The organism is Terrimonas ferruginea DSM 30193 (assembly GCF_000425585.1).
GTDB classification, from domain to species: domain Bacteria; phylum Bacteroidota; class Bacteroidia; order Chitinophagales; family Chitinophagaceae; genus Terrimonas; species Terrimonas ferruginea.
The window spans coordinates 411,516-428,225 of record NZ_KE384398.1 but is presented as its reverse complement, the minus strand read 5'-3'; the positions used below and the strand labels follow the sequence as shown (position 1 = coordinate 428,225).

17 protein-coding genes are annotated in these 16,710 nt (G+C 47.7%); 16 read left to right on the top strand and 1 reads right to left on the bottom strand.

Translation table 11 applies throughout. The features are described 5' to 3' along the window. The first annotated feature begins 1 nt into the window (after position 1). Together H608_RS0113975 and H608_RS0113970 are read left to right on the top strand one after the other, a co-directional pair. Positions 2-436: a response regulator gene (locus tag H608_RS0113975; protein ID WP_028788224.1), complete on the top strand. Its 435-nt coding sequence runs from the start codon at positions 2-4 to the stop codon at positions 434-436. Then, positions 433-789 (top strand): DNA-binding transcriptional response regulator, encoded by a 357-nt coding sequence (locus H608_RS0113970; protein ID WP_028788223.1) that lies wholly within the window; start codon positions 433-435, stop codon positions 787-789. The genes H608_RS0113975 and H608_RS0113970 overlap by 4 nt, the downstream gene beginning before the upstream one ends. 5 nt (positions 790-794) lie before the next feature. On the opposite strand, the gene H608_RS0113965 is transcribed toward H608_RS0113970, so the two are convergent. Then, complete coding sequence (locus H608_RS0113965; protein WP_028788222.1) at positions 795-1,994, bottom strand: acyltransferase family protein; 1,200 nt, start codon at positions 1,992-1,994, stop codon at positions 795-797. Between the two features lie 81 nt (positions 1,995-2,075). Between H608_RS0113965 and H608_RS0113960 the strand changes: the two genes are divergently transcribed. The 14 genes from H608_RS0113960 (at position 2,076) to H608_RS0113895 (ending at position 16,705) form a co-directional block, all read left to right on the top strand. Beyond that, complete coding sequence (locus H608_RS0113960) at positions 2,076-2,678, top strand: acyltransferase (protein WP_028788221.1); 603 nt, start codon at positions 2,076-2,078, stop codon at positions 2,676-2,678. A gap of 174 nt (positions 2,679-2,852) precedes the next feature. Then, complete coding sequence (locus H608_RS0113955) at positions 2,853-3,344, top strand: UpxY family transcription antiterminator (protein WP_028788220.1); 492 nt, start codon at positions 2,853-2,855, stop codon at positions 3,342-3,344. Positions 3,345-3,374: 30 nt separating this feature from the next. After that, on the top strand, positions 3,375-4,151 hold the full coding sequence (locus H608_RS0113950; protein WP_028788219.1) for a polysaccharide biosynthesis/export family protein: 777 nt from the start codon (positions 3,375-3,377) through the stop codon (positions 4,149-4,151). 26 nt (positions 4,152-4,177) lie between these two features. Then, positions 4,178-6,577, top strand: coding sequence for a GumC family protein (locus H608_RS0113945; RefSeq protein ID WP_028788218.1), 2,400 nt, complete (start codon positions 4,178-4,180; stop codon positions 6,575-6,577). A 6-nt stretch (positions 6,578-6,583) separates the two neighbouring features. After that, positions 6,584-7,543 carry an SDR family oxidoreductase gene (locus H608_RS0113940; RefSeq protein WP_028788217.1) on the top strand — a complete coding sequence of 320 codons (960 nt, stop codon included), beginning with the start codon at positions 6,584-6,586 and terminating at the stop codon, positions 7,541-7,543. 14 nt (positions 7,544-7,557) lie between these two features. Beyond that, positions 7,558-8,619, top strand: a complete 1,062-nt coding sequence (gene rfbB, locus H608_RS0113935) for a dTDP-glucose 4,6-dehydratase (RefSeq protein ID WP_028788216.1) — start codon at positions 7,558-7,560, stop codon at positions 8,617-8,619. Beyond that, positions 8,616-9,473 carry a glucose-1-phosphate thymidylyltransferase RfbA gene (gene rfbA, locus H608_RS0113930; protein WP_028788215.1) on the top strand — a complete coding sequence of 286 codons (858 nt, stop codon included), beginning with the start codon at positions 8,616-8,618 and terminating at the stop codon, positions 9,471-9,473. The genes rfbB and rfbA overlap by 4 nt, the downstream gene beginning before the upstream one ends. A 3-nt stretch (positions 9,474-9,476) precedes the next feature. Beyond that, positions 9,477-10,409, top strand: coding sequence for a polysaccharide biosynthesis protein (locus H608_RS0113925; RefSeq protein WP_028788214.1), 933 nt, complete (start codon positions 9,477-9,479; stop codon positions 10,407-10,409). A 1-nt stretch (position 10,410) separates the two neighbouring features. Further along, positions 10,411-11,655, top strand: a complete 1,245-nt coding sequence (locus tag H608_RS0113920) for a class I SAM-dependent methyltransferase (protein WP_028788213.1) — start codon at positions 10,411-10,413, stop codon at positions 11,653-11,655. Next, complete coding sequence (locus H608_RS0113915) at positions 11,652-12,383, top strand: SDR family oxidoreductase (protein ID WP_155990175.1); 732 nt, start codon at positions 11,652-11,654, stop codon at positions 12,381-12,383. The genes H608_RS0113920 and H608_RS0113915 overlap by 4 nt, the downstream gene beginning before the upstream one ends. Continuing rightward, a complete protein-coding gene (locus tag H608_RS22415; RefSeq protein ID WP_051268331.1) occupies positions 12,384-13,889 on the top strand; it encodes an oligosaccharide flippase family protein in 1,506 nt (501 codons plus the stop codon). After that, positions 13,882-14,874: a glycosyltransferase family 2 protein gene (locus H608_RS23750; protein WP_028788211.1), complete on the top strand. Its 993-nt coding sequence runs from the start codon at positions 13,882-13,884 to the stop codon at positions 14,872-14,874. The genes H608_RS22415 and H608_RS23750 overlap by 8 nt, the downstream gene beginning before the upstream one ends. Before the next feature lie 31 nt (positions 14,875-14,905). Next, positions 14,906-15,613 carry a class I SAM-dependent methyltransferase gene (locus H608_RS0113900; RefSeq protein WP_028788210.1) on the top strand — a complete coding sequence of 236 codons (708 nt, stop codon included), beginning with the start codon at positions 14,906-14,908 and terminating at the stop codon, positions 15,611-15,613. A gap of 6 nt (positions 15,614-15,619) precedes the next feature. Next, positions 15,620-16,705 (top strand): glycosyltransferase, encoded by a 1,086-nt coding sequence (locus H608_RS0113895; protein WP_028788209.1) that lies wholly within the window; start codon positions 15,620-15,622, stop codon positions 16,703-16,705. The last annotated feature ends 5 nt before the right edge of the window (positions 16,706-16,710 follow it).

Genomic DNA, 16,710 nt, shown 5'->3' with positions numbered 1-16,710 from the left:
CATGAAAGCTACCGACATCCTTTACATCGAGGACAATGAGGATTACATCCAATTTGTAAAACGGGCCGTAAGCAAGATCAATACGGACCTGAGCTTCAATGTATTAATGGATGGGAAGAACACCCTGGAATTTATCGAAGGAGTGGGCGCTGCTAAGCCGCTGCCCCGGTTAATTCTCCTGGATATCAATCTTCCCGATTACAACGGCCTTGATCTGCTGGCCAAGATACGCTCCAACAAAGCGACACGTTATATTCCGGTCGTAATGTTTTCGTCTTCTGAGAATCAGAAAGATATGATGAAGGCATTCGACGGGGGCGCCAACGCCTATCTCGTTAAGCCAATGGGACTTACGCCGCTTACGGAGACGCTCCAGAGCATCTGCAACTTCTGGCTTAATCACAATCAACTACCCGTAGACAATTTTGCTGCATGATGAAAAAGCTCTACATTATCGATGATGATAGTGATTTTCTGGAGATTGCTACCCACATTTTTAGAAAAGATTATGATCTTTTAACCGCGTCATCGCTCGACATCCCGGAGTTATCGCTGTTCCGTCCCGATCTTATCCTGATGGATAATGCCGTAGGAAGGGAGCGGGCTTCGCATATGATTGGGGAAATGTATGATAAAATTCCCCTTTTTGCGACCCCCATTATACTCGTTTCGGGGCATCATGATATCAACAGCCTTGCTACCATAAAAGGTATTGTAGGCGTTATACAAAAACCCGCCAGCGTTCAGGAAATCCGGACTTGTGTCTCGGATTTCTTTTTTAATAGCTGAGGCTGTCACACTTTTACATAGATCTTTTTACGGTCCATCCAGTAACAAATCGCCCACATCAGCAGTATCACACAGAGTGCATAAGCCAGTGATCCGTTTTCCGGTGCGCCCGGTACGTATTGTAATACTTTTTTGTATAACCAGTTCCACGGGTTCACGCCATCGCCAAGCCTGATCAGGGAAAGCGTCTTCGGCAGAAACGCACTGAGGGCAAATACGAACAGGGCATTTTTTCCAAACACATCAAAGAACCGCGTCAGTCCGCCGCGCCATTTTTTTATCTCGATAAGATAAATCATGGTGGCCAGTGTCAGTAATGCCAGCCCTGTTGTATAAATGGTATAGGAGCTTGTCCATATTTTTTTGTTGATGGGAAATACGGTGTCCCAGCAAAAACCTGTCACCAGTAATCCCACGCTGATCACAAATAGTCCGGTGAGCATCGGGTAAAGTCCTTTCGGTTGTCCGCCCGGTTCACGTTCAAACGCCGCGAGTTCGGGTGTGCTGGTTTTGCTGTTGCGGCGGATATAATCGCCGGCCAGGTAGCCGAAGATCACCTGCACTACTGCGGGGATCGTACTCACCAATCCTTCCGGATCGAAAGGCATTCCTTCTCCTTTATAGATATGTGCAGGGCCAAGTATGCTGATGTCGATGTTGGTTCCAAACCATCCTTTCAGGCTGTATGGATCGGCCGGATTGCCGGCGATACAGAGTGCCCAGTATATCAATAATAAGATCAGTCCGCCGAGAAATGCGCCGCGTTGTTTACCATAATAAACAATGACGGCGGCCAGCAGGTAACAAACGGCGATGCGTTGCAGCACGCCGAAAATGCGTACGCCACTGGCCGGATTATTCGGGTCTACCCATGGACGGAACACCAATTCTCCTTCGCTCCATTTTACAAAAGGCAGCCAGTTGAGGAAAAGACCGATGGCGAAAATGATCACCGCTCTTTTCAATACTTTCTTCCAGAACACGGCGGGTCCGGCCGCTTCGAGGCGTGGCAATACAAAAGCCATGGCATTGCCTACGGCAAAAAGAAAAAACGGAAACACCAGGTCGGTAGGCGTGAGCCCATGCCAGGCCGCATGTTTCAGCGGCGCATACATGTGCGACCAGCTACCGGGATTGTTTACCAGTATCATGAGGCAAACAGTGGCGCCGCGGAATACGTCGAGGGAGTAGAATCGTTGGTTCAATCGTCTTTTTGCTTTAAATGTAAGTAATAAATAAAGTAGATTTGACTTTCTGAAACGATTCATTTGAATTCGTGCGGCATTATGCAGGACACTTCTTACTTTGTTCATTCTTCGGCAGTTATCGACGCAGGAGCCAGCATTGGGGCCGGGTCGAAAGTCTGGCATTTCACCCATATCATGTCTTCTTCGGCAATCGGTGAAAATTGTATTATCGGCCAGAATGTGTTCATCGACCGCAAGGTGAAAATCGGCAACGGCGTAAAAATCCAGAACAACGTGTCCGTGTACCAGGGCGTGACGCTGGAAGACGATGTTTTTCTCGGCCCCTCCATGGTTTTTACCAATGTGATCAACCCGCGCAGTTTCATTGAACGGAAGACCGAGTTCCGGCCAACGCTTGTTTGCCGGGGTGCCACCATCGGCGCCAATGCCACTATTCTGTGCGGAATCGAGGTCGGGGAGTACGCCCTGATCGGCGCCGGAGCGGTAGTGACCAGGACGGTGCCGCCCTTTGCCCTGATCACCGGCAACCCCGGAAAAAGAACGGGCTGGGTAAGCAAAGCAGGTATAACCTTGGAATTCAACGACAAGGGAGAGGCTTACTGCCCCGAATCCGGCGAGAAATACCAGCTCGCCGGCGAAGCGGTTATCCATGTTTTACCTTCGCCCGGCCAGAAAGGGTAACCCGCTCGTTATCTGCCTATTTTATTGTTTTTCCAGTCCCAAGCTTCCCGTTATATTTGCACACCTGAAATACAGTATACGCTTAAATTAAGGGGTGCTGTGTGCAGTTGCCAACTTGGTCAAAAAAGAAAAACACATGTGACTGAGAGGGCGGAGCCATGCAAAGCAACAGCGATGTCAAAAAAATGGTTGGCAGTATATAGTCGCCCGCGATGGGAAAAAAAAGTCGATCGCCTTTTAGCCGAGAAAGGAATCGAGAGCTATTGCCCGCTCAACAAGATCCGCCGCAAGTGGAGCGACCGCCTGAAACTGGTAGAAGAGCCGCTGTTCAAATCCTATGTTTTTGTAAAGGTGGAAGATGCCGATCGTACGGCAGTACGCATGACACCCGGTGTACTCAATTTTGTTTACTGGGATGGCAAACCCGCCGTGATCCGCGAGAAAGAGATTCAGGCAATCCGCCGCTTTCTTGATGAATACGAAAACGTAGAGATCATTCCCATGGACCTTTCACCCGATCAGCGGGTAAAAGTAACCGGTGGTGTGTTGATGGACCAGGAAGGCAAAATACTCCGGGTCAACCGCAAGATTGCGAAAGTGGCTATCGATAGTCTCGGCTACATTTTGATCGCCCATATTGAAAGAACTAAACTAACTTCGGCCTAGCCGGAAAACTATTAAATTCTTTACTGGATAATGAAAATTCCAAGACTTCTTGTACTGTTTGCGTTTTCCATTGCTCTTTTTTCCTGCAGTACGCAAAAAAGAGTGCCTGATTACCTGGATCAGGTAAAAGATACCACGGGTCTCGGCGAAGTGAAATTTCCTGAAATCCGTATTCAGAAAAATGACCTGCTCTCCATCCAGGTTTACAGCGACGCTACCGATCCTACCGTTGATCAGAATTACAACCTGCCCATTGCTTCCGGTACTTCCGTGTCTACACTCGGAGGTTTTCTCGTTGATGCCTACGGCAATATTCAATATCCCAAACTCGGAACCTTTCATGCAGAAGGACTGACCAAACAGGAGTTGGCAGAACAGATTCGCAAGAAACTCGTTGAACCTGTGGAGTTGCTTAAAAATCCGGTGGTGATCATCCGCTTTTCCGGCTACCGCGTATCCGTACTCGGCGAAGTGAACGCACAGAATTCCTATAGCATCCCCGGTGAAAAAGTAACCATCCTGGAAGCTATTGCACTGGCTGGCGGTATGACCGAATTTGGTAAAAAAGAAACCATACGCGTACAACGCGAAGTGAACGGAAAACGTGAAGTAGGGATGGTCGATCTCACTTCTCCCGAACTGTACGCATCGCCTTATTATCACCTGATGCAGAATGATGTGGTGATAGTGGAACCCTCTAAACGTAAACAGAAACAACAAGACCAGACCGCTACCTTTCAGCGTATAAGCCTTGCTGTTTCACTGGCATCCGTAGCTGCAACCATCTACGTGATCCTCAGCCGATAATTTTACGCATTAACTAACCAACTTACATGGACGACCAGCAGATAGGCAAAACAAGAAGTGATCTAGCGAACCTGAGCGTAAAAGATATTTTCTTTAAATACGCCAGGCTCATACCTGTATTTATTTTCTCCGTAGCCGTTGCATTACTGGGCGCTTACGTTTACCTGCGTTACGCCACCCGTATCTATAGCGCTTCGGGAACAATGATCATCAACAACGAACGCAAGTCAGGTTCGAGCGGAGACCGTGCCGAAGATATCCTCTATGGAAATTCAAGCAGAAGCCAGAACCTGCAAAATGAAATCCAGATCCTGCGTTCGGTTCCGCTGATGACACGTGTGGTCAATAAACTCGACCTCTCTTTTTCTTACAAAGCACAGGGCCGCATCAAAGACCTGAATATCTATAAACAATCGCCATTCAGAATCGAAGCCCTTCAGATAGCCGACTCCGGCCATAGCTTTACGTTCACTATCCGCTTCTTATCAAAAGACCGCTTCCGGTTTAACAATGAAAAAGACCTGCAGTTCGGTGAAGTCTTTAAAAATTCATTCGGCATGTTCCGGATGGTCAGACTTTTTGATCCGGAAGTAGGGCCTGAATATACCGCTACCTGGAAACCGGCCATGACAGTAGCCGCCGAACTGATCAACGACCTGAAAGTACAGCCAACTATTGCCGGAACAGGTATACTTGGCGTAAGCCTGCAAAGTACCAGTCCCATGATGGCAGCCGACGTAGTGAACACGCTGATGTCGGAATACGATTCGATGACCATCGAGCAAAATAACTACTCCACGGATCAGATGCTCGGGTTTATCGATACACGACTGGCTATCCTCAACGGCGAACTTGACAGCGCACAACAACGCCTGCTTGAGTACCAGCAGAAAGAAAATCTAGTGGACGTTGACATACAGTCCAACGCATTTTTTTCAAAGATCACGGAAGCGGATAAAGACGCTGATGCAAAAGACATGCAACTGTCTGTTGCAAGATTGATCGAAGATTACCTGGGTGATAAAAAGAACAGATTCAGCCGGGTGGTGGTGCCTTCCTCACTCGGCCTCGACGATATCACGCTCAACCGCCTGGTGAGCAATTACAACGATTTGCAGATCGAACGCCAGCGCCTGCTCGACGGAAACGTGCCGGTGGAGAACCCGCGCATTAAAGAACTCGAAGGCGGCATTGAAAAGCTCCGGGAAAGCCTGCTGGAGAATGTGACCAACATCAAAAGATCTTTCACGCTCGAGGTAAATGCCCTGCGCAACCGCGCCGAACTCAGCCGCAGCGCAGTGAATAAACTCCCCTTTAAAGTAAAAGAGTATGTTGAACTGAAACGCCAGGTGGATGTAAAGCTCGATCTCGTGAAAACGCTGCAGGGCAAACGCGAAGAAGCAGCCATCTCACGCGCTTCCACTATTTCAAATTCCAAAGTAATTGAAAAGGCTTCCCTGCCTGTAACGCCGGTAAAACCCGAGCGCCGCCTCATCCAGTTGCTTGCCATCGCGATCGGTCTTGCCATACCCGCACTCGTCGTGTTCATCAAAGAAGTACTCAACGATAAGGTAAATACCCGCAACGATATCGAACGCATCACCGAAACACCGATACTCGGAGAAGTAGGGCACTCCTTCAACGATAAAGTACTGATCGTAAACAAAACCAGCCGCAGCATGGTGGCCGAGCAATTCAGGATACTGCGCTCCAACCTGCAGTATATACTGAGCAAAACGGAAAAGCCGGTTATCATGGTCACTTCTTCCTTCAGCGGAGAAGGTAAGTCCTTTGTAAGTACCAATATGGGGGCTGTACTGGCACTCACCGGCAAGAAAACAGTGATACTTGAGTTCGATATCCGTAAACCAAAAGTATTATCCGGATTAAATATGTCGAAGAAGCCGGGTATCACGAATTACCTGGTAGGCAAAGGAGAACTCGATCAACTGATCATTCCTGTTCCCGAAACGGAAAATCTTTTTGTACTGCCTTGCGGACCTATTCCTCCGAATCCTTCTGAAATATTACTGGATAACCGTGTGGCCGAAATGTTTGCTTACCTCAAGGCCAAATTCGATGTAGTGATCATCGATACTGCACCGGTTGGCATGGTAAGTGATGCCATGACACTCGGAAAATTTGCCGACTGTACTATTTACCTCGTACGCCAGGAACATACACATAAACGTCAGATCGCACTCATCGACGAATTCTACAAGGAAAAGAAACTTCCCCGTATTTCCATTGTGGTCAATGATGTAAAAATGAAAGCAGGCTACGGTTATTATGGTTCAGGCCGTTACGGATACGGTTATGGATACGGCACCGATAATTCTTACTACGAAGAAGAAGCAGGACCTAAAACCTTCCTGGAAAAAGTGATCGATACACTGGACGTCCGTAAATGGTTTAAAAAGAAATAAGTTTCGATGAAAATTTTATTGACAGGTGGTGCAGGCTTTATTGGTTCCAATCTGGCCGACGGACTGCTGAATGACGATCGTGTAACGGAAGTACGCGTGCTCGATAACCTGAGCACTGGTTCACTGGATAATATCAAACACCTGAATAACGATCCCCGGTTCACTTTTATACAAGGCGACATCCGCGATTACGATACCTGCCTGCAGGCCTGCGACGGCATCGACCGTATCACGCACCAGGCTGCCCTGGGCTCCGTACCGCGTTCCATCGCAGATCCGCTTACCAGTAATGCGGTGAACATCTCCGGCGCATTGAATGTATTTACTGCCGCCAAGGAAAAAGGGATCAAACGCATCGTGTATGCGGCCAGTTCCTCTACTTACGGAGATCATCCCGGATTGCCGAAAATAGAAGACAAAATAGGCAACCCGCTTTCGCCTTACGCCGTTACGAAGTTTGTGAATGAGTTATATGCCCGCGTATATGGCCAGCTATATGGAATGGAATTCGTCGGACTGCGCTATTTCAACATCTTTGGTCCGCGCCAGAATCCCAAAGGTCCTTATGCTGCCGTTATTCCCCTTTTTGTAAAAGCATTGATGAACAACGAAGCGCCGGTAATGAATGGTGATGGCGAACACAGCCGCGATTTTACCTTTGTGGCCAATGCCGTTCAGGCCAATATCAAAGCGCTTTTCACGGAAAATCAAGAAGCTGTTAACCAGGTATATAATATCGCCTGCGGCGAAAGAACCACACTCAACGAGTTATTTGCCATGCTGAAAGAAGAAGCAGGCAGTCAACTGAATCAGCTTTATGGTCCCGAGCGGGCCGGTGATGTAAAACACAGCCTGGCCGATATTTCAAAGGCAGGCGAGCTGCTCGGCTATACCGCTGCAGTTCCTATCCGCGAAGGATTAAAGCAAGCCTACCGCTGGTATACTCAAAACCCCGATCGTTTATAAGTGTTCCTACTTTTATGAGTAAAACAATTGTCATCACAGGTGGAGCCGGCTTCATCGGTTCGCATGTAGTCCGTTTGTTTGTAACCCGTTACCCGGATTACAGCATCGTAAACCTGGACGCACTTACCTATGCAGGCAACCTCGCCAATCTCGCCGACATAGAAAACAGCGCCAACTATCATTTTGAAAAAGTAAATATTCTCGATACGGATGCGTTGAAAGCGCTCTTTGCCAAATACCAGCCCGACGGTGTGATCCATCTCGCGGCAGAAAGTCATGTCGATCGCTCGATCATGTCGCCGCTCGATTTCGTTTATACCAATATCATCGGCACGGTAAATCTGTTGAACACCGCACGCGACGCCTGGAAGGGAAAAGAAGAAGGCAAACGTTTTTATCATATCTCCACCGACGAAGTATACGGTGCATTAGGCGATACCGGTTTCTTTACCGAAACCACCCGCTACGATCCGCATTCACCTTACAGCGCATCAAAAGCTTCTTCCGATCATTTTGTGCGTGCATATGGCGATACCTACGGATTGCCCGTGGTCATCAGCAACTGCTCGAATAACTACGGCCCCAATCATTTTCCCGAAAAACTGATCCCGCTTTTCATTCACAATATCATCGAACGTAAACCATTGCCGGTGTATGGCGATGGCCACTATACCCGCGACTGGTTATACGTAATAGATCATGCCGCTGCGATCGATCTTATCTTTCACAAAGGCGTTGCACACAGCACCTACAACATCGGCGGATTCAATGAGTGGAAAAACATAGACCTGGTAAAATTGCTTTGCCAGTTAATGGATGTGAAACTCGGCCGGCCTGCAGGTGACAGTGAACAACTGATCACCTATGTAAAAGACCGTCCCGGACATGACCGCCGCTATGCAATAGATGCCAGCAAGATCAACGAAGAACTGGGCTGGAAACCGTCGGTTACTTTTGAACAAGGCCTCGAGCTGACCATCGACTGGTACCTGGCCAACACGGAATGGCTGAAGCAGGTCACCAGCGGAGAATATCAACATTATTACGAGCAGCAATACACAAAAAGAGAGCAATGAAAGGAATCATTCTCGCCGGCGGATCGGGTACGCGCCTGTATCCCATTACCAAGGCGATCTCCAAACAGCTGATGCCGATCTACGACAAGCCGATGATTTATTATCCCTTGTCTACATTGATGATGGCCGGCATACGCGAGATCCTCATCATTACTACTCCGGAAGACAATGCTGCTTTCAAACGCCTGCTGGGCGATGGCTCACAGGTAGGTTGCCGTTTTGAATATGCCACACAGGAAAATCCAAACGGACTGGCGCAGGCTTTTGTGATCGGTGCGGATTTTATCGGATCGGATAAAGTGGCCCTCGTGCTTGGAGATAATATTTTTTACGGTATGGGATTGGGCCGGCAATTGCAACGCCTGTCCGATATCGAAGGCGGTTATGTATTTGCCTACCGCGTGTCAGATCCCGAACGTTACGGCGTAGTGGAATTCGACGACCAGATGAATGCCGTTTCCATTGAAGAAAAACCTGCGGTCCCGAAATCAAGCTATGCTGTGCCGGGACTTTATTTTTATGATAACCAGGTGGTGGAAATTGCCCGCAACCTGAAACCGTCCGCACGCGGTGAATACGAGATCACCGACGTTAACCGGGAATACCTTAGCCGGAAAGCTTTGCACGTGGCAGTCCTCGACCGCGGAACGGCATGGCTGGATACCGGCACATTCGATTCTTTGAGCGATGCCAGCGAGTTCATCCGCGTAATAGAGAAACGGCAGGGCACCAAGATCGGGTGCATCGAAGAGATCGCATATAAAAACAATTTTATTTCACGGGAACAATTGTTGCAACTAGCAGAAGGCCTCGCCAAAAGCGGTTACGGAGCCTATTTAAAACAAGTAATTTAACACATGAAAAATAAGCGGATTTTTATCACAGGCGGTGCCGGCTACCTTGGCAAAAACCTGATCAGACGTTACCATGAAGACAACGAAGTAACGGTATTCAGTCGCGATGAATCAAAGCATTACTACCTGAAAAAGGAATTCCCCCGCATCCGTTGCGTGGTAGGTGATATTCGCAACTTCGACCTGTTGAAACGAGCGAGTGCCGGACATGAGATCGGCATCTTTGCGGCTTCGCTCAAGCAGATCGAAGCGGTGGACCAAAACGTGGAAGAAGGGGTGAAGATTATTGTCAATGGCGCCCTGAACTCCCGCCGCGCCGCTGAAGAAAACAACATGGAAGCAGCCTGTTTTATTTCTTCCGATAAAAGCCGCGCCGCCACGACGCTTTACGGGTCCATGAAGTTCGTAGCCGGTGAATCTTTCATCGTCAATGCACCAACTTCGGGCATCCGTCTTTCCTGCGCGATCTATGGCAACGTACTCAATTCTACCGGCAGCGTTATACCCCTGATGTGGGAAGCCATCCGCAAAAATTATCCGCTTACACTTTATTCTTCCGATATGACACGCTTCATGATCGACATCGAAGAAGCGATGGACCTCATCGAACATTCACTGGAGAAGTCGGGTGTAAATGTAGTTCCCAACCTGAAGAGCCACAAAGTATCTGACCTGTTTGAAATTTTCCACGAGAAATTCGGACTGTCTTATAAAAAAGGCCAGCCCCGTATCTCCGAGAAACTGCACGAGATCATGATCGCGGCGGAAGAACTCCCAAGAACGATTTATGATAAGGAAGACAATATCTTCCTTATGCACTATAAAGACATTTCCCCGGCTATTCCATCATTCGCCAGTGGCGAATTTTCTTCAAAAGATGTAGCCGTCTCAAGAGAAGAACTCGATCGAATCCTTTCCAACTACTTCAAACCTTAATATGTCATCCGTTAAAAGAGTGTATTGTTCCGGCTGCCGTCAGAAAGAATCTTTAAAGCCGGTGATCGAATTCGGTTCAATTCCGCTGGCCGGTTATTTCCCTTCCATCGAGCAGATCCGTGACGAACAATCCTATGACTGCAATCTGCTTTTTTGTGATAACTGTGGCCTGCTGCAGGTAGATACAATTGTCGATTCAAATGTGTTGTTCCGCGACTACAGGTATATGTCTTCTATTGGCCTTACCAAACATTTTTCCGATGTGGCGACCTACCTCGATAAGCGTTTTTCGCTGAAGGAAGAAAACAAAGCTGTGATCGAATTCGGAAGTAATGACGGTGTGTTACTCAAACCGTTTAACGACCTTGGTATTAAAGCAACCGGTTTCGAACCTTCGCTCAATATTTCGCAGGTAGCGAAGGATAAAGGCTGCGAAGTGATCGTTGACTTTTTCAATTATGACAATGCCGTGAAATATGGTCTCGGAGGATCTGCCCGGATTGTTGTGGCCAACAATGTTTTTGCTCACATTAACGATCTTACTGCCGTAATTGAAGGGATCAAATATTGCCTGGAAGAAGATGGGTCTTTTGTGGCCGAAGTACATTACCTGCTTAACCTGGTAGAGGGAAATCAATATGATTTTATTTACCATGAACATATGTTCTATCATTCCGTGTTCAGCCTTAACAATCTGTTCCGCCTGCACGGTATGACTTTATATGACTTTGACCTGATCGACACGCATTCGGGTTCCATTCGGATTTTCGCACGCAAGAATATCAGCGAGATGCCGGAAAAAATCGAGCAGCAGATTGCTAAGGAGCGAGCGGCCGGTATTACCAGTTCGGAAGAATTTGTAGCGTTTGACAAACAGATCAAGCAACATGTGGCGAGCTGCCAGCAAGCCATTCGCAAGTTACGTGCGGAAGGCCGGTCGATCATTGGCTTCGGTGCCTCTGGGAGATGCAATATTTTTTGCAATCTGCTGGGACTCGGTACAGCAGACGTAAAGTACATCTTTGACCAGTCACCAGAGCGGGTGAATAGGTTCATTCCGGCTTGTAATATCCCGGTAATTAAATTCACGGAGGAAGCGGCTGCCGAACAATACGATGTAGTGCTTGTTTTTGCCTGGAATTACTACAATATGATCAGCAGCAAAATCAATGCAAATGATTACCTCGTACTTTTCCCGCAGCCCCGGATATTGAAGAAAGAACAGCAGCTCAACAATGTATTATGAGAGTGTGTGTAGTGGGACACAGGGGCATGTTGGGAAATGCAGTAGATAAGCTGCTTCGTACTATACCGGGCATTGAACTGACAACGGTAGATGCACGCTGGCCAGGCGAGGAGTTTATCGGGTTCTTTCGTACTCATTCGTTTGACTGGATCGTCAACTGCGCGGCCAGGATTCCTCAGTCCAATCCGGATGAAAGGGAAATCTACCTTGTCAATTACGGGCTTCCCGTATTTCTTGCTTCCACAGGTGCAGGTGTTATTCATCCGTCTACCAACCTGCTTACGGCAGAATCGGCCTATGCATTGTCCAAGTGGTGCGCCGATGATACGCTGCAATCTTTCCCCAACGCTTTTATTATCCGCTGTTCCGTTATTGGCATGGAGACGGGCGACCAGCCAAGATCGCTTCTTCCCTGGTTCCTGTCTTCCACAGCAGAACAGCTCAAAGGATTTACAGACCATCTCTGGAATGGAATCACCACACTTCAGTGGGCACAGGTTTGCCTGAAGATAATTCAGGGCGAAACACACGATCGGTTGATCATTCCGTATTCTGATACGGTTTCGAAATATAAACTGCTGACAATATTCAGAGATGTTTTTGAAAAACCGGTGGAAATTTTGCCGGTTGAAAGCGATACGAGAAGCGTGGAGCCGCTAACGGGCAACTGGTATGCCGGACAAATCGGCCGGCAATTGCAGGACCTTAAGACATTTTACAAAAGCTGAGTGTCTGCGATAAAATTAAATATCTCCGCCAACGTAATCGGTAAAGTATGGGCAGCCGCTATTGTTGTACTGCTGATACCCTTCTATATCCGTTATCTTGGTATGGAGTCATATGGCCTGGTTGGGTTTTATGGCACGCTGCTGGGATCGATGGCCATACTCGATCTGGGATTAAGCACCACCCTTAGCCGTGAACTCGCGAGGTTCCGTTCACAACCCGGCGAGGTCAGGAAAATCAGGGACCTTGCTTTTTCACTGGAGTTGATCTACTGGCTCATCGGCATTCTGATCGCGGTATTGGTGGTAGCGCTGTCAGGATTTATCTCCACACGCTGGATCAAAGCTGAAACCCTGCCGCCGGCTGTGGTTAAGCAATCCGTAGCGCTCATGGGAGCGGTGATCGCCTTCCAGTGGCCTATCAGTTTATACAATGGCGGTCTTACCGGTCTGGAGAGGCAGGTGACCAACAATATCATCCTCGTAGTGATGAGTACGCTCAGAGGAGCCGGCGTGCTGATTGTACTCGCTTTTTTTTCTCCCACACTTAATGCTTTTTTTTTATGGCAGGCCAGCCTCAGCTTCGTTTATGTGCTGGTGATGCGTTTTTATTTCTGGCGCTCGATGCCGGAAGGCAGACGGCCGGCCTTTTCAGGCGAACAGATCCGCCGGATCGGAAGATTTGCCATAGGCATGACCGGCATTGGCCTTATCAGCTTTTTTCTATCGCAGGCAGATAAGATCGTTCTGAGTAAAATATTGCCGCTTACACAATTCGGGTACTATGTACTGGCTTTTACTATTGCCACCAGCCTGGCTATGCTGGTGGGGCCGGTCAGTACCGCATTCTTTCCGCGCTTTTCCGGTCTCGTGGTTTCCAATGACCAGGAAGCACTGAAAAAACTATATCATCAGGCATGCCGGATCATGGGCGCTTTACTGTATCCGATCGGACTGGTCTTACTTTTTTTTACGTACGATTTTCTGTTTAGCTGGACAAAGAACGCCGTCACTGCCGACGCTACAGTATTGCTGGCACAGATCATGATCGTCGGAAGTCTTTGCAACGGTATCGTGGTCATCCCTTATAACCTGATGATCGCGCATGGCTGGACGCGTTTTACGATCTACCAGAATATCGTGGCCGTTGTTATTCTTATCCCGCTACTTTTTGTATGGACTAATCTATACGGGGCAGTGGGTGCGTCTTTTGTATGGCTGTCAGTAAATGCGGGATATGTACTGATCAGTCAGCCGCTCATCCACCGCAAACTGCTGACAACAGAATTGTGGAACTGGTATGTCAAAGACAACCTCCTGGTATTGCTTCCTCCACTTGTTTTTCTTTCCGCCGTCAAGCTGATTCTTGCTATCTATTTTCCCTCTTTCCATCTCAACCTGCTTGGACTGGGCACAATGCTTGCATTTGCGTTTGCCGTTACATTATTGTCAATGCCCGAAGCCCGGCAACTTGCCCGGCAGTTGCTAAAACTTAAACACAATGGATGAAAAATTACCGCTGGTCAGTGTTGTTATTACTTCCTATAACCGTCAGCAATGGATCGCACAGGCAATAGAATCGGCTTTACAACAAAATTATCCCAACCTTGAAATAGTGGTAAATGATGACTGCAGTACGGACAATTCTGTGGAGGTCATCAAACCTTACCTGAATGATCCGCGTGTACGCTTTTTTCGCAATGAGAAAAACCTGGGTATAGCGCTTAATTACCGGCTTACCTTTATGGAACTCGCCAAAGGCGACTACCTGATGAATCTCGGGAGTGACGATTATCTTGAAAATCCTTCGTTCATTTCCGATGCCATCAAAGCTGTCGGCAACCGCCAGGATGTAGGGATTATTTTCGGACGGTCTAAGTTGTTTTTTGAGAAAACCGGCGAATTTGTTTCAAATGATCCGATTCGCGAAGAATTATTGTTCCATACTACCATGAACAAAGGCATGGACATTTTTTTCCTGCCGCCTTTTATTTCAAGAGGGTGGGGCGGATGCCTCGTCAATGCCCATATCATGCGGGCGAACAATATTAATTTCTCTGATATCAAACTGTGCGACGATCAGCGGATCAATTTTATGCTGATGGCAGTGAGTGATGTGGTTTGCCTGAATGAGCCATGCTACATCATCCGGATGCACGATAATAACCTGGGTGTTACAGCCATGTCTGCGGATGCCGCCATCAACGACATACTCGGCATGATCGAACAGTCTCATGCCTATGCGCACGAACGGAAAGCCGCTGATCCCACACGACTCCTTGAATGGAAAAACGAGTTTTTATTTTATCATGTAAGGTATACTCTGCTTTATATGATCGTTAACCGTCCCGCGGAGTTCCGGAAGTTTGCCGGTTACGTGAAAAAAAAGTACCCCGCCATTTACCGGCAAATTGTTTACAGTAAAAAATTCCTCTATGTGAAATATCTTTACAATCCGATCGTTCGGCCTGCGAAACGATTATTCCGGGTATGATAATTTACGCAAACCAAACTACCTTTTTCTTATGACACCCACCGACTATGCTGTAACCGACAGCGAATACCTCCACCAGAACCCGACATGGCACGTAGAAGATTCTCCATGGAAAGCCACACAGATCATCAAGATTATGGAGAAAAACAATCTTCAACCCAAAACAGTAGTAGAGATCGGATGTGGTGCGGGTGAGATACTCAACCAGCTACACCAGCGGCTTCCCGATCAATCCATTGCTTTCTCCGGATACGAAATAGCGCCGGATGCGTTCAAACTGATGGAGCAACGAAAAAAAGACCGCCTGGAGTTTTTCCAGGAAAACCTGCTCAACACCGACAAACATTTTGATCTGCTGCTGATGATCGATGTGTTTGAACACGTAGATGATTACCTCGGATTCATCCGCACCGCTTCGCAAAAAGCAACATACAAGATCTATCATATACCGCTCGATATCTCCATGTTTTCCATCGCCATCAATAATTTCAAACATGTGAGAAAGTCTGTCGGACATCTGCATTATTTCAATAAAGAAACCGCATTGGCCACCATCCGCGACAGCGGACAGGAGGTGATCGACTGGGCTTATACCAAAACGGCATTGGAAGTAAACAATAAAGGACTAACCCTTTTTAACAGGTTCTGCAATTTCCTCCGGCGCATATTTTACCCGCTGAACAAAGATTTTGCGGCCAATACAATGGGCGGATTTTCACTGATCGTACTCGCCCGCTGATACTGCATGAAAGTTTTACATGTGATCAATTCACTGAATGTCGGAGGCGCTGAAGTGTTGCTCAGCAATACACTCCAGGGTAATGGCCTGTCTCCGCAAGTGAACAATACGCTTGCTTATTTTATCGGAGGTTCGCCCTTGCTGGATAAGATAGATCCGGGCGTGAAAAAAGTGGACCTCCACTACAGCGGTGGCGCCGACCTGCTTTTTTTACTTCGCCGATTGCGCAGACTGATCAAAGAGGAAAAGCCGGATATCATTCATACACACCTGAATCCGGCCGGCTCGTATGTAAACATGGTGAAACCGAAAGACATTCCGCAGATACATACGCTGCATACCATGTATACACAGGACCGTGAAACACGGCCATTTCTCAAGGCAGTGGAAAAAAGAACCTTGTTCAGAGATGACAAGGCCTCGCTGATTTTCCTTTCACCCATGCTGGAAAAGGATTTTTCCTCGGCCATTTCGTTCAAAGGAAAAAAGTATGTTCTTCCCAATTTTATTGAAGACAGTTTTTTTGAAATAAAACCTGTCACCCCTGCTCCGGAACAGTTGCGTGTGGTGGCAGTGGGCACCATCCGCGAAGTAAAGAACTACCAGTACCTGCTGGATATTTTTGCCAGGTTGAAGGGCCTGCCCGTATCTCTCGACATTTACGGCGGCGGAGATGCCACGGCATTCAATCAGCGCATTGAAAAGGAACAACTCAATGTGCGGATGATGGGACAGACCACCGATGTCAGCAGTGTGCTGGGGAAATACGATCTCTTCATCATGGCATCGAAGTTTGAAGGATATCCCTTGTCGGTAATCGAGGCGATGGCCGCTAACCTGCCTGTGCTCTTATCGGATATTCCTGCATTGAAAGATATTGCGGGCGAACATGCGGAATATTTCCGTCTCGATGATCCTTCCGAAGCCGCAGGCATATTGAAAGAATATCTTACTGCGCCAGGCCGCTACCGGGGCCGGATAGAAAAAGCCCGTGCATACGCAGGCGATGTGGCGCGTAAAGGTACTTACATACAAAGATTGATTGACATTTACAGGGAAACCATCAGCGGGTATCATTTGCCTGCTCATTAATTTTG

Bases quoted from the DNA above. Each gene is read 5' to 3' on its own strand.
- H608_RS0113900 (WP_028788210.1), top strand. From the start codon at position 14,906: ATGACACCCACCGACTATGCTGTAACCGACAGCGAATACCTCCACCAG.
- H608_RS23750 (WP_028788211.1), top strand. From the start codon at position 13,882: ATGGATGAAAAATTACCGCTGGTCAGTGTTGTTATTACTTCCTATAAC.
- H608_RS0113915 (WP_155990175.1), top strand. From the start codon at position 11,652: ATGAGAGTGTGTGTAGTGGGACACAGGGGCATGTTGGGAAATGCAGTA.
- H608_RS0113940 (WP_028788217.1), top strand. From the start codon at position 6,584: ATGAAAATTTTATTGACAGGTGGTGCAGGCTTTATTGGTTCCAATCTG.
- H608_RS0113975 (WP_028788224.1), top strand. From the start codon at position 2: ATGAAAGCTACCGACATCCTTTACATCGAGGACAATGAGGATTACATC.
- rfbA (WP_028788215.1), top strand. From the start codon at position 8,616: ATGAAAGGAATCATTCTCGCCGGCGGATCGGGTACGCGCCTGTATCCC.
- rfbB (WP_028788216.1), top strand. From the start codon at position 7,558: ATGAGTAAAACAATTGTCATCACAGGTGGAGCCGGCTTCATCGGTTCG.
- H608_RS0113920 (WP_028788213.1), top strand. From the start codon at position 10,411: ATGTCATCCGTTAAAAGAGTGTATTGTTCCGGCTGCCGTCAGAAAGAA.
- H608_RS0113955 (WP_028788220.1), top strand. From the start codon at position 2,853: ATGTCAAAAAAATGGTTGGCAGTATATAGTCGCCCGCGATGGGAAAAA.
- H608_RS0113925 (WP_028788214.1), top strand. From the start codon at position 9,477: ATGAAAAATAAGCGGATTTTTATCACAGGCGGTGCCGGCTACCTTGGC.
- H608_RS0113970 (WP_028788223.1), top strand. From the start codon at position 433: ATGATGAAAAAGCTCTACATTATCGATGATGATAGTGATTTTCTGGAG.
- H608_RS0113945 (WP_028788218.1), top strand. From the start codon at position 4,178: ATGGACGACCAGCAGATAGGCAAAACAAGAAGTGATCTAGCGAACCTG.
- H608_RS0113960 (WP_028788221.1), top strand. From the start codon at position 2,076: ATGCAGGACACTTCTTACTTTGTTCATTCTTCGGCAGTTATCGACGCA.
- H608_RS0113895 (WP_028788209.1), top strand. From the start codon at position 15,620: ATGAAAGTTTTACATGTGATCAATTCACTGAATGTCGGAGGCGCTGAA.
- H608_RS0113950 (WP_028788219.1), top strand. From the start codon at position 3,375: ATGAAAATTCCAAGACTTCTTGTACTGTTTGCGTTTTCCATTGCTCTT.